A 12,010-nucleotide genomic window follows, 5' to 3' on the forward strand; every position below is an offset into this window, starting at 1 on the left:
ATGTCCAAGGATTCGGTCGCTGCCGTGCAGCAGGTGTTCGCGCTGCTGGAGGCCGTCGGCCACCACGGTGTGGCAACGCTGACCGAGCTGTCGGCACGCACCGGCCTCGCTCCGCATGTCGCACGGCGCCTGCTGCAGACCATCGCCGGCCTGGGCTATGTGGATGAACTTGAAGGCAACTGGGTGCTGAGCGCGCACACCTTCGAGCTTGGGGCGCGTGCCCTGCAACTGCCCGACCTTGTGGACGCTGCCAAGCCTGCCATGCGCGCCGTGGCCGAAGCCCTGGGCGAGGCCGTGCAGCTTGGCGCGCTGGAGCAAGGCGAGGTCGTCTGCCTGCACAAGATCGACTCCACCCAGGCCCTGGGTCTGAGCCTGTCCATCGGCCAGCGCCTGCCGCTGCATGGCTCGGCCATTGGCCGGGCCTTGCTGGCCTGGCGCGGCGATGACGAAGCGTTCGCGCACATCCGGCGGCGCGGCTTCAGCGAGCAGAACGCCTTGCAGGTACACAGCATCGCCACGCCCATCTTCGACCGTGGCGGCCAGGCCATCGCCGGCCTGGCTGTCCATGTGCCGGCGGTGCGCTTCAACGCGAGCACCACGGCGCAACTGGCGACACGGCTGCGCGCTGCCAGCGGCGCCATCTCCCAAGGTCTCGGCTGGGCGGCCTGAACTCGGGATCGCCCGGATGACATCAGGAATGGTTGCGATACCATTTTCGAATGAACAAATCCTTGATGGCAGGTCTGCTGGCCGTGGCCCTGATGCTGGCGGGCTGCGCCAGCGCGCCCCGCGGCGATGGACAGTGGCAGGCGGCCTGGGGCAGCGCCCAGTTGGAGCAGGCGCCGCCGCCCAATGCGCCAACCTTGTGGCGCCAGCCGATGCGCGACGTCAGCCTGCGCCAGATCATGCGCGTGGACGCCGCCGGCCCCGCGCTGCGCGTGCGCATCAGCAACCTGTTCGGCAACGAGCCGCTGAGCCTCGGCGCGGTCAGCGTGGCTCTGGTGGATGGGGTGGTGTTGAACGGTGCCAGTCTTCGCTCGCTGAGCTTTGGCGGCCGCCGCCAGATCGACGTGCCGGCGCATGCCGAGATCTGGAGCGACCCTCTCGAGTTCGCCATCCCGCGCCAGGCCGACATCGCCGTGCAGATGCATGTGCAGGCCGGCCCGGCGGTGGCTACCGTCCACCCGGGTTCGCGCATCCGCAGCTGGGCCGTCGAGGGCAACCGCGTGGGCCTGGCGGACTGGCCCGAGGCCGTTGCGCAGGAGGGCTGGTGGCATCTGGCTGCCGTCGATGTGCGCGCCGCCAAGCCGGCGCCCGTGCTCGTCGCGACGGGCGACTCCATCACCGACGGCTATGGCGTGCCCTCGGGCAGCTACCAGCGCTGGACGGACATGTTGTCGCGGCGCCTGGCCGCCGAGAAGCGCGAAGCCAGCGTCGTCAATACCGGCATCGGCGGTGGCCGCCTGCTGCGCGATGGCCTCGGCCCCCACCTCGTGTCGCGCTTCGAGCGCGATGTGCTGGCGCGCAGTGGCGCGACCCATGCCGTGGTGCTGATCGGCGTCAACGACTTCGGCATCAGCCACCGCGGCCGACCGACGACCGCCGAGTCGCGCGCCACCCTGCTGGCCGAGCTGAAGGCGGGCTTCACCGACTTGGCGCGACGTGCTCGCGCCCGCGGCGTCTGCTTGATCGCCTCGACCGTCATGCCCTACTCGGGCAGCGGCTATTACGCGCCCCAGGCCGAGAATGAGGCCGACCGCCAGGCGCTGAATGCCTGGCTGCGCGAGCCGGGCCGCTTCGATGCGCTGCTGGACTTCGACGCGCTGATGCGCGACCCGGCGCGACCGGCCTATCTGCGCGCCGAGGTCGACAACGACGGCCTGCACCCCTCGCTGGCCGGCTATCGCGTGATGGCCGAGGCCTTCCCCGCCGAATTGCTCGACAAGCGTTGCGTCAGCGCCCCTTGAGCTGCCGCCAGGCCGCGAAGTCCGCGGCCACGTCGGCATCGGTCGGCGGGTAGAGGCCCAGCACGCTGCGGCCGGCCATCACCTTGTCCTGCACATAGTCCTCGAAGACGGTCATCTCGACGGCTTCGTCGGCGATCGCGTCTGCGATGTTCGCCGGGATGACGATGACGCCCTCGGCATCGCCGACGACGATGTCGCCGGGGAAGACCGGTGCGTCACCGCAGCCGATGGGCTCGTTGATGGCGATGGCCTGGTGCAGCGTCAGGTTGGTCGGCGCGCTGGGGCGCTGGTGGTAGGCCGGGAAGGCGTACTTGGCGATGTCCGGGCTGTCGCGAAAGCCGCCATCGGTGACGACACCGGCGACGCCGCGCACCATCAGCCGCGCCACCAGGATGCCGCCGGCCGAGGCCGCACGCGCGTCCTTGCGGCTGTCGATGACGAGCACCGCGCCTTCGGGGCATTCCTCGACGGCCTTGCGCTGCGGATGGGCGCGGTCCTTGAACACGCTGATGTCGTTCAGGTCCTCGCGCGCCGGGATGCAGCGCAGCGTGTAGGCGGGGCCGACCATATTGGGCAGGCCGGGGTTGAGCGGCCTGACGTCCTGGATGAACTGACCGCGCAGGCCGCGCTTGAACAAAGCGGTGCACAGGGTGGCGGTGCTGACGCCCATCAGCTTCTTGCGAGTGTCTGGATTCATGGCGTTCTCGTTCAATAGATGACCGGCTCCGGCACCGGCGCGCCGAACTGGGTTTCAAGAAAATCGAAGTCGCAGCCCTCATGGGCCTGCAGGATGTGGCGGCCGAACATCCAGCCATAGCCGCGCTCGTAGCGCGGCGGCGGCGGCGTCCAGGCGGCACGGCGGGCGGCCAGTTCTGCGTCGCTGACTTCGAGGTGGATGCTGCGCGCCGGCACGTCGACGGTGATGCGGTCGCCCGTCTTCACCAGCGCCAGCGGGCCGCCGATGAAGGCCTCGGGGCTGCAGTGCAGCAGGCAGCCGCCGTAGCTGGTGCCGCTCATGCGTGCGTCCGACAGGCGCAGCATGTCGGTCACACCGGCTTTCAGCAGCTTGGTCGGGATGGGCAGCATGCCCCACTCGGGCATGCCGGCGCCCTTGGGCCCGGCGTTGCGCAGCACCAGGATGTCGTCGCCCGTCACGTCGAGGTCGGGGTCGTCCACCGCGGCCTTGAGACTGGGGTAGTCGTCGAACACCAGCGCGCGGCCGGTGTGCTGCAGCAGGTGTGGCGCCACGGCGCTGGGCTTGATGACGACGCCGTCGGGTGCGAGGTTGCCGCGCAGCACGGCCAGCGCACCTTCGGCGTAGATGGGGTTGTGCAGCGGCCGGATCACGTCGTCGTTGAAGACCTCGGCGCCGGCGATGTTCTCGCTCAATGTGCGGCCATTGACCGTCATCGCCGACAGGTCCAGCTTGTCCCGCATGACGTTCATCAGCGCCGGCAGGCCGCCGGCGTAGAAAAAATCTTCCATCAGATAGGCGTCGCCGCTGGGCCGGATGTTGGCGATGACGCCGACATGGCGGCTGGCCGCATCGAAGTCGTCCAGCGTGACCGCAAGCCCAGCGCGGCGGCTGATGGCAACCAGGTGAATGATGGCGTTGGTGCTGCAGCCCATGGCCATGGCAACGGCGATGGCGTTCGCGAAGCTGCCCTGACTGAGCATCTTCGCCGGCGTCAGGTCCTCCCACACCATCTGCACGATGCGCCGACCGCATTCGGCCGACATGCGGATGTGGTTCGCGTCCGGCGCGGGGATGCTGCTGGCACCCGGCAGCGTGAAGCCCAGCGCTTCCGAAATTCCCATCATGGTGGCCGCCGTGCCCATGGTCATGCAGGTGCCGTGGCTGCGCGCGATGCCGGCTTCCATCTCGGCCCAGGCCTGGTCAGACAGGCGCCCGGCACGGCGTTCATCCCAGTACTTGAAGGCGTCGGATCCTGAGCCCAGCACCTGGCCGCGCCAGTTGCCGCGCAGCATGGGGCCGGCCGGCAGATAGATGCAGGGCAGGCCCATGCTGAGGGCGCCCATCAAGAGGCCCGGCGTGGTCTTGTCGCAGCCACCCATCAGCACGGCGCCGTCGACCGGATGGCTGCGCAGCAGCTCCTCGGTCTCCATCGCGAGGAAGTTGCGATAGAGCATGGACGTCGGCTTGACCATGCTTTCACTCAAGGAGATGGCCGGCAGCTCCAGCGGCCAGCCCCCGGCCTGCAGGATGCCGCGCTTGACGTCCTCGACCCGCTGCTTGAAGTGGGTGTGGCACTGGTTGGCATCGCTCCAGGTGTTGACGATGGCGATGACGGGTTTGCCGATGAAATCCTCGGCCGCGTAGCCCATCTGCAGCACGCGACTGCGATGGCCGAAGCTGCGGAAATCGTCCTTGGCGAACCAGCGCGCGCTGCGCAGGTCCCCTACCTCTTTGCTCATGCTTGCCCTCGATGCTGGATCAGCCAACCCGGCGCATCTTGCAGCGCATCCGCCAGGGCGCGCAGCCCGACCGAGAGGTGGGCATAGACCGGGGCGGCCCTGACCTGGGCTGCGGTGCTGTCGGTGAGATTCATGGGCCGGTCGCGATGGCTTCAATGGGAGCGCTATCATAAAACCATGATGGCCACGGGCGCTCAGCGTTTTCACCAGAAGGATGCGCATTCCGCACCAGCTTTGACCAGCCTGGGCATGGTGCTGTTGGCGAGCTTGCTCTGCGTCCCCGCAGCAGCCCAGCGGCTTGTGCCCGACCGTTTGACCGAGCAACTGGCGCCGCGCGAGCGCATCGCGCTGGATACCGGCTGGCGGTTTCGGCGTGGCGACCCGGATGCCGCATCGGCCGCGCTGGTCTACGACCGCCGGCCCGAGGTGAAGCAGTCGGCCGATGGCCGGGTGGCCGACGCGCAGCCCGAGGTTGCGGCGCGAATCGAGACGGGTGGCGATGCGGTGCTCAAGCCCTGGATACTGCCCAGCGGCAATGCCTTCATCCGCGACCCGGCGCGCCGCCACACGCGGCCGGAGGGCAACCCCGGCGGTGATCTGCCCGTCATGCAGGCCGGTTTCGACGACAGCGGCTGGCGCGCCGTCGCGCTGCCGCATGACTGGGCCATCGAAGGCCCCTTTTTCGAGACGGGCCCGTTTGGCGGCATGGGCCGGCTGCAGACCTGGGGGCCGGTCTGGTACCGGAACAAGCTGAGTCTGCCGGCGACCGACCGCGGGCGTGCCATCTTTCTCGATGTCGACGGCGCGATGGCCTATGCGACGGTCTGGCTCAACGGCCATCTCGTCGGGGGCTGGCCCTATGGCTACAACTCCTGGCGCTTGAACCTGACGCCGCATGCCGTGCCCGGCGGCGTGAACCAGCTCGTCATCCGCATGGACAACCCGCCTGAGTCGGCGCGCTGGTATCCAGGCGCGGGCCTGTATCGGCAGGTGTGGCTGACCAAGACGGATGCGGTGCATGTCGGCCATTGGGGCAGCGTCGTGCGCACGCCCGAGGTGTCGGCGACAAAGGCGACGGTCCAGCTCTCGCTGACCCTCGACAACGACGGCGACAAGCCAGTCCGCGTTGATGTGCTGACCGAGGTCTTCGCTCCTGACGGCCGGGTCGTGGCTCGTATCCCGCGCAAGGGTCTGACCCTGCCGGCACGTGGCCAGGCCAGCACTGTGGGCTCTGCTGTCATCCCCAGACCTCAGCTCTGGGGCCCGCCGCCTCGGCAGCACCCTCATCGTTACCTGGCGCGCACGACGCTGTCCCGCGGCGGCCGCGTGATCGACCGCTACGAAACGCGCTTTGGCATCCGCTCGGTGCGCTTCGATCCCGACACCGGCTTGCACGTCAACGGCCAGCCCGTGCGCCTGCAAGGCGTCAACCAGCACCACGACCTCGGCGCCCTGGGTGCCGCCTTCAATAGGCGCGCCGCCGAGCGCCAGCTGGAGATCCTGCAGGCCATGGGCGCCAACGCCATCCGCCTGGCCCACAACCCGCCGGCGCCCGAACTGCTGGAGCTGACAGACCGCCTGGGCCTGCTAGTCATTGACGAGATCTTCGACGCCTGGGAGCGCAGGAAGACGCCGCTGGACTTCCACCTGATCTTTCCGGACTGGCACGAGCCCGACCTGCGCGCCATGCTCAGGCGCGACCGCAACCATCCGTCGGTTGTCATGTGGAGCACCGGCAACGAGGTGGGCGAGCAGTACACGGGAGAGGCGGGTGCCGCCGTCGCACGGCAGCTGCAAGCCATCGCCCGCGAGGAAGACCCGACCCGCCCGACAACCACGGCGATGAACTTCGCCAAGGCCGACATGCCGCTGCCGGCCGAGGTCGATGCCATCGGCCTTAACTACCAGGGCGAGGGCATACGCCAGGACGCCGAGTTCGAGGGCACGGACCGCATCCGCACGCCGCCGCAATACCCGGCCTTCCATGCGCGATTCCCGGGCAAGCTGGTCTTCAGCAGTGAGACCGCCTCGGCCTTCAGCAGCCGTGGCGTCTATCTCTTCCCGGTCACGCCGGCCCACAGCTCGATCACGCGCGATGGCCGCGGCGGCGACTCGGTGGCGCGGCAGGTCAGCGGCTACGAGCTGCATGCGGTGGACTTCGGCGCCTCGGCCGACAAGGTCTTCGCGGCGCTGGACCGCCACCCCTTCGTCGCCGGCGAGTTCGTTTGGACGGGCTTCGACTACCTCGGTGAGCCCACGCCGTACTACGACTCGCGCTCGTCCTATTCGGGCATCGTCGACCTGGCCGGCTTCCCAAAGGACCGCTACTGGCTCTACCAGTCGCGCTGGCGGCCGGAGCTGCCCATGGCCCACATCCTTCCGCACTGGACCTGGCCCGAGCGTGTCGGCCAGGTCACACCAGTACACGTGTTCACCAGCGGCGACGAGGGCGAGCTCTTCGTCAACGGGCGGCCGCAGGGGCGGCGCAAGAAAGCGGCCTTCGAGTACCGGCTGCGCTGGGACGAGGTGGTTTATGAGCCGGGCGAGATCAAGGTGGTGACCTGGCGCGGCGGCAAGCCCTGGGCCAGCGACACGGTGCGCACGGCCGGCGAGCCTGCACGGCTGCACCTGGGCGCCGACCGCACCGAGTTGCGCGCCGACGGCCAGGACCTGTCCTTCATCACCGTGCGCATCGTCGACGCGGCCGGCCAGACCGTGCCCCGCGCCGCCCACCGCCTGCGCTTCAGCCTGCAGGGCCCGGGCGAGATCGTCGCCACCGACAACGGCGATGCGACAAGCTTCGAACCCTTCCCGTCCACCACGCGCCCCGCCTTCAGCGGCCAGGCGCTGGTTATCGTGAAGGCGACGGGCGCGGGCACGCTGACGGTGCGCGCGCAAGCCGAGGGGCTGGCCGGCGGGGAGCTGGTGCTGCGGGTGCGCTGAAGCTGCGAGGCCTGCGCCGGCGCAGACAAGGCATGAGCTTCATTGCGCCGGGTGCTTCAGTAAGGAGCGGCCGGAAAAATGAGCCGTTGAACGGCTGATTCAGGCTGAGACTGTGTGAGAACGCGCGAGCAACGGTGCCAATAGGGCAGCTCGCTCGGTTTTGACTGCCAGTTGTCCGAAGTGGGCCTATAAATCGACTGTGATTGGCATCTGGACGTCTGGAAGGCCGCCGCCACCCTCTAGTGGCGCATCCAGACGGCGCTTACGCGCCCATCGCTCTCATTGCCTGGATCAGCGGCGCGATGCCCAAGATGCGCATCACTCGCTTCAGGTTGTAGGCCAGAACATGGAGGCTCATTTCGGTTCCCACGTTGACAAGCCGTCGCGTCAGGAAGTGCGTTGAGCCCATCCAGTGTTTGAGGGTCCCGAAGACGTGCTCGATGGTTCGCCGGCGCACCTTCATGGCATCGGGCTCGCGTTCAAGCCGCTGCTGCACCGCCTCCATCACAGCTTCATGCTCCCATCGCCTGATGCGGCGGAACTGACTCGTCGTGCACCGCTCCTTCATCGGGCAACGAGGACAGGCGCTCGGCCAGTAGGTGCGTGTCTGCAAGCCCCTCTCGTCGCTGGTGTAGCGATAGATGGCTCGCTGACCGGCGGGGCATTGGTATTCGTCATCTCGGGCGATGTAGATGAAGTCAGTCTTGTCGAAGCGCCCCTCGGCCTTCGCGTTGGATGTCATGGGCTTGGGCACGTAGGCCGCGATGCCCTCGTCTTCACAGGCCTTGAGCTCGACACCGTTGTAGTAACCCCGGTCCGCGAGCGCTTGTAGCTCGGTGGCGCCCATGGCTTCACGTGAGGCCAACGCCATCTTGCGCAGCTGTGACCGGTCGCTACTTTCGTTGGTGACTTCGTGCGCGACGATCAAGTGGTTGTTGGCATCGACCGCCGTCTGAACGTTGTAGCCAATGATCGCTGAGCCAGGTCGACTGGTGGCCATGGCGCGTGCGTCGGGGTCAGTCGTTGACAGCTGTCCGTCGGGCTCGGACTCCAGCTTGACTTTGATCTCATCCAACTGCTGCATGCGCTGGCGCAGCTTCTTGATCTTCTCTTGCACCCGCTCCGTCTTGGCTTGCAGTCCGGCCAACTGTGTTCGGTCTGCTGTTTCCAACCCGTCCAGATAGCGCTGAATGCTCTGCTCGATGTGTTCTTGGAATCGGTCAATCTTCACCCCAGTGAAGTTGCGGTCACGGTTGTTGACTGCCTTGAACTTGCTGCCGTCGATGGCCACGATGGCCTGCGAGAGCAGACCCAGTTCGCGGCACAGCACGACGAAGCGTCGGCAGACGTTGCGCACGCCCTTGCCGTTGTCGTGCCGGAAGTCGGCAATGGTCTTGAAGTCCGGCGCCAGGCGGCCGGTCAGCCACATCAACTCAAGATTGCGCTGGCATTCGCGCTCAAGGCGCCGGCTGGATTGGATGCGGTTGAGGTAACCGTAGATGTAGATCTTCAGCAGGACTGCCGGGTGATACGACGGACGGCCCGTCGTCGCTGGGTTGGCGCCTTCAAAGCCCAGCTCCTGCAGATCCAACTCATCGACAAAGGCGTCAACGACTCGGACCGGGTTGTCTGCGTCGACGAAGTCGTCAAGGCACTCGGGTAGCAGCGTGACCTGGTGTCGGCCTTCTCCCTCGATGAATCGCTTCATGTGGCAGCCCGTGCTGTGGCGTTCACAAAATTTAGGCGGCGGTGCGTCCAATCAAAGGAGGGTTTTCACACAGCCTCGGCTGAGTGCTGTCGCTCGGATTCATCAGTTGTGGGGCAGCAATGTGCCCATAGCAGACCTCGGTGGAAGCCTGGGTCCAGGCTGGTCTGCGACATTCGCAGGCCGATGCATGAGCTACAGCAACCACGAAAACCGGTCATTGAGCGCTGCTGGGCCTGACCGTCAGCTTCACCCACGGGCCCGGTCGCTCGACCACGGCGCAAGCATCGTGGCGGCACGAATGACCGCTCTCGCCCGCCGCGGCAGTCGCATCCCGACCCATTGCGGCCATTCGCCTTGCGGATGGCGACCGGCCGCTGTATACGTTGCAGTCGGCCGAATTGGCTGGGCTGGCGACGCATACAGACATCCGAACAGCACACCGTCGATCGCTGCTTCGACGTAGCGCGCTTCCCTGTCCTTGGCATCGCCAGGCAGAGCCGTGATCACCGGCACGAAGTCGCTGTGGCTGAGCAACGCCACGCCGTTCCAGGTCTTCTGGCCGAGGACCAGGCATTTGTAGCCCGCAGCGGCAAGTGCCTCCGTTGTGAAGGCTTCGGTCGTCGCCTTCAGCTCATCAACTCGACGGCGTCGCGTTGCGTGCGAGCAAGCCAATCGAGCAGCAGATCAAGCCGCTTGGTGACATTGTTGCTGTTCCAAGTGGCGACCCGCACGGGACTACCGCTTCGTGCTCTTGAGGTGCGCTTCCACTCCAGCGGCGTCATTGCCAACGGCCGCAACGGCTGCCTTCAACTGCTCTGGGGTGACGCCGAATTTCTTGGACCAGTCGCGAACTTCATAATCTCCAGACAGGCTGATGCGCTTGCGGTCTTGGCCACCGGGTTTGGATTTGTCGTCCGACATGTTGTGCTCCTACAAGAGCACCAACCGTAGTGCGAACGTCGCGACGCGCATGTCGGACAACCGCGCAAAAGTTGCTTTGGTTCCCCGATGTGATCGCCGCGACACCCAGCGTGGCCGCCAGGTCCGCGGCAGCGGCTTCAGGCTGCCAGCGGCGCGTTGTCCCCGGCGGGCTCGGCGCTGCGAAGAAAAGTTTCGCAAAACGAATCAACTGGCGGGCTCGTCGTCGACGAGCCGATCCACAAACCTAGCCGGCTTCGTTCAGCAGGAGCGCCGCTTGCCCGTCCTCGCCCGCCGTATGGACCTGAGAGCAACGGCGGCGTGCCCTCTGCCTAGTTCAACACCCTCGCACAAGGAGACATGATGTTCGCTCACCTTCGCCTCAGCGCTCGTCTCTTGCTGGCCTTCTCGGCCCTTATCCTTCTCGGTGCGCTTGTCGCAGCTTTCGGCATCAGCGGCCTGTTCAAGCTCAATAACGTCAACGACGCCCTTTATCAGAAGGAGCTGCTTGCGATCTCGTATGTGAAGGAGGCCAACATCAACCTCATCTACGCAGCGCGCGCGCGTGGGCAGTTTGCACTTGCGACTTCCGACGAGGAGCGCCAGGCGGCGCTTCGGACATTCAAGCAGTCGGTGGCCGATATGCGAGATTGGCTCGACAAAGCCAAGCCACTGTTCTACGCCGCGCGCGGCCGCGCGGAGCTCGAGAAGCTCGAAACCATGATTGGCGTCTGGTTGCCGGCTGTCGACGCCTATCTTGCAGCAGCAGGTAAGAAGGACATGCCAGCCAAAGACCCAGAAATCGCTGGTCTGGATGCCACGGTCAAGCAGACGAACAAGGCAGTCGATGACCAACTCACGCTGTTGACGAAGCTGAAGGAAGAGAACGGATCTGCGGCGTCGAAGGACGGCACGGAGCTGTTCCGAACGATAAGCCTCATCATGATTGCGCTGACGCTAGTGAGCGCAGTGAGCGGCATTGCCATTGGCGTCCTGCTGACGCGCGGCATCACGCGATCCCTGGGCGGGGAGCCGGGTGCTGTGGCGGAAATCGCGAACGCAGTGGCGTCTGGTGATCTGACGACAAGAATCGACACCTCTCGGGCGCAGCCAGGGAGCGTGGTTGCTGCGATGAGCCAGATGCAGCAGTCGCTGTCGGAGATTGTCAGCAAGGTTCGGTTGAGCAGTGACAGCATCGCGACGGGGTCGTCGCAGATCGCAACAGGCAACGCCGATCTCAGTCAGCGTACGGAAGAGCAGGCAGCCAATCTCGAGGAAACGGCAGCGTCGATGGAAGAGCTAACGGCGACTGTTCAAACCAATGCTGAGACGGCGCGTACCGCGACGAAGCTCGCCGGATCGGCCGCTGACGCGGCGCAACACGGCGGAAACGTCGTCGGCCAGGTGGTGGCAACAATGGAGGGCATCACGGCGTCGAGCCGCAAGATCGCCGACATCATTGGAGTCATCGACAGCATCGCGTTCCAAACTAATATCCTCGCGCTCAATGCAGCAGTTGAAGCGGCGCGGGCTGGCGAGCAGGGTCGCGGCTTCGCTGTGGTGGCCACTGAGGTACGCACGCTGGCTCAGCGCTCCGCCTCGGCGGCCAAGGAGATCAAGAGCTTGATCAACGAGAGCGTGGAGAAGGTCGAGACTGGAAGCCAGCAGGTCGGCGAGGCGGGCAGAGCCATGGATGAAATCGTCGCGCAGGTCAAGCGTGTCAACGCCCTCATCAACGAGATCAGCTCCGCGACGCACGAGCAGACCCAAGGAATCAGCCAGATCGGCGACGCGGTCAATCAGCTCGACCAGGTTACGCAGCAGAACGCGGCCTTGGTCGAACAGAGCGCCGCCGCTGCTGAAAGCCTGAAGACTCAAGCAGCGACTCTCGTCTCAGCCGTCAGCGTATTCAGGCTGTCGCATCAAGGGATCTGATTGCTCGACTGTCTGTATCCCGCTGCAAACTGGATCCGAGGCAGGCGGCGCCCGTTTCAGGCTGGCCGCTGCCGCTCGGATCCGTCAGTCATGGGGCAGCAAT

10 protein-coding genes are annotated in these 12,010 nt (G+C 66.2%); 4 read left to right on the plus strand and 6 right to left on the minus strand.

Features of this window, described 5'->3' with window-relative positions:
• Together AC1DW3_RS11270 and AC1DW3_RS11275 are read left to right on the plus strand one after the other, a co-directional pair.
• On the plus strand, window positions 1-669 hold the full coding sequence (locus AC1DW3_RS11270) for an IclR family transcriptional regulator domain-containing protein (protein ID WP_477931400.1): 669 nt from the start codon (window positions 1-3) through the stop codon (window positions 667-669).
• A 50-nt stretch (window positions 670-719) separates the two neighbouring features.
• Complete coding sequence (locus AC1DW3_RS11275) at window positions 720-1,967, plus strand: GDSL-type esterase/lipase family protein (RefSeq protein ID WP_477931401.1); 1,248 nt, start codon at window positions 720-722, stop codon at window positions 1,965-1,967.
• On the opposite strand, the gene AC1DW3_RS11280 is transcribed toward AC1DW3_RS11275, so the two are convergent.
• The 3 genes from AC1DW3_RS11280 to AC1DW3_RS11290 are packed head-to-tail and all read right to left on the minus strand — an operon-like array spanning window position 1,954 to window position 4,537.
• Complete coding sequence (locus AC1DW3_RS11280; RefSeq protein WP_477931402.1) at window positions 1,954-2,664, minus strand: ribonuclease activity regulator RraA; 711 nt, start codon at window positions 2,662-2,664, stop codon at window positions 1,954-1,956. The genes AC1DW3_RS11275 and AC1DW3_RS11280 overlap by 14 nt on opposite strands.
• 11 nt (window positions 2,665-2,675) lie before the next feature.
• Entirely contained in the window at window positions 2,676-4,403 is a 1,728-nt protein-coding gene (gene araD, locus AC1DW3_RS11285) for an L-arabinonate dehydratase (protein WP_477931403.1), read from the minus strand.
• The gene (locus AC1DW3_RS11290; RefSeq protein WP_477931404.1) at window positions 4,400-4,537 is read right to left on the minus strand and encodes a hypothetical protein; all 138 of its coding nucleotides are present in this window, start codon (window positions 4,535-4,537) and stop codon (window positions 4,400-4,402) included. Before AC1DW3_RS11290 ends, araD begins: the two co-directional genes overlap by 4 nt.
• A 46-nt stretch (window positions 4,538-4,583) precedes the next feature.
• Between AC1DW3_RS11290 and galB the strand changes: the two genes are divergently transcribed.
• The gene (gene galB / locus AC1DW3_RS11295; RefSeq protein WP_477931405.1) at window positions 4,584-7,346 is read left to right on the plus strand and encodes a beta-galactosidase GalB; all 2,763 of its coding nucleotides are present in this window, start codon (window positions 4,584-4,586) and stop codon (window positions 7,344-7,346) included.
• 262 nt (window positions 7,347-7,608) lie between these two features.
• On the opposite strand, the gene AC1DW3_RS11300 is transcribed toward galB, so the two are convergent.
• The 3 genes from AC1DW3_RS11300 to AC1DW3_RS11310 form a co-directional block, all read right to left on the minus strand.
• Window positions 7,609-9,054, minus strand: a complete 1,446-nt coding sequence (locus tag AC1DW3_RS11300; RefSeq protein ID WP_477931406.1) for an IS1182 family transposase — start codon at window positions 9,052-9,054, stop codon at window positions 7,609-7,611.
• A 246-nt stretch (window positions 9,055-9,300) separates the two neighbouring features.
• Window positions 9,301-9,726, minus strand: a complete 426-nt coding sequence (locus tag AC1DW3_RS11305) for a hypothetical protein (RefSeq protein ID WP_477895244.1) — start codon at window positions 9,724-9,726, stop codon at window positions 9,301-9,303.
• Between the two features lie 63 nt (window positions 9,727-9,789).
• Window positions 9,790-9,975 carry a DUF3606 domain-containing protein gene (locus AC1DW3_RS11310; protein WP_477895246.1) on the minus strand — a complete coding sequence of 62 codons (186 nt, stop codon included), beginning with the start codon at window positions 9,973-9,975 and terminating at the stop codon, window positions 9,790-9,792.
• 360 nt (window positions 9,976-10,335) lie between these two features.
• On the opposite strand from AC1DW3_RS11310, the gene AC1DW3_RS11315 reads away from it, so the two are divergent.
• Complete coding sequence (locus AC1DW3_RS11315) at window positions 10,336-11,907, plus strand: methyl-accepting chemotaxis protein (protein WP_477895248.1); 1,572 nt, start codon at window positions 10,336-10,338, stop codon at window positions 11,905-11,907.
• Window positions 11,908-12,010: the final 103 nt, after the last annotated feature.

It is taken from the genome of Roseateles sp. P2_H4, assembly GCF_056403315.1.

Excerpts from the sequence above, each read along its gene's own strand:
- AC1DW3_RS11270 (WP_477931400.1), top strand. The coding sequence starts at position 1 with ATGTCCAAGGATTCGGTCGCTGCCGTGCAGCAGGTGTTCGCGCTGCTG.
- AC1DW3_RS11275 (WP_477931401.1), top strand. The coding sequence starts at position 720 with ATGAACAAATCCTTGATGGCAGGTCTGCTGGCCGTGGCCCTGATGCTG.
- AC1DW3_RS11280 (WP_477931402.1), bottom strand. The coding sequence starts at position 2,664 with ATGAATCCAGACACTCGCAAGAAGCTGATGGGCGTCAGCACCGCCACC.
- araD (WP_477931403.1), bottom strand. The coding sequence starts at position 4,403 with ATGAGCAAAGAGGTAGGGGACCTGCGCAGCGCGCGCTGGTTCGCCAAG.
- AC1DW3_RS11290 (WP_477931404.1), bottom strand. The coding sequence starts at position 4,537 with ATGAATCTCACCGACAGCACCGCAGCCCAGGTCAGGGCCGCCCCGGTC.
- galB (WP_477931405.1), top strand. The coding sequence starts at position 4,584 with ATGGCCACGGGCGCTCAGCGTTTTCACCAGAAGGATGCGCATTCCGCA.
- AC1DW3_RS11300 (WP_477931406.1), bottom strand. The coding sequence starts at position 9,054 with ATGAAGCGATTCATCGAGGGAGAAGGCCGACACCAGGTCACGCTGCTA.
- AC1DW3_RS11310 (WP_477895246.1), bottom strand. The coding sequence starts at position 9,975 with ATGTCGGACGACAAATCCAAACCCGGTGGCCAAGACCGCAAGCGCATC.
- AC1DW3_RS11315 (WP_477895248.1), top strand. The coding sequence starts at position 10,336 with ATGTTCGCTCACCTTCGCCTCAGCGCTCGTCTCTTGCTGGCCTTCTCG.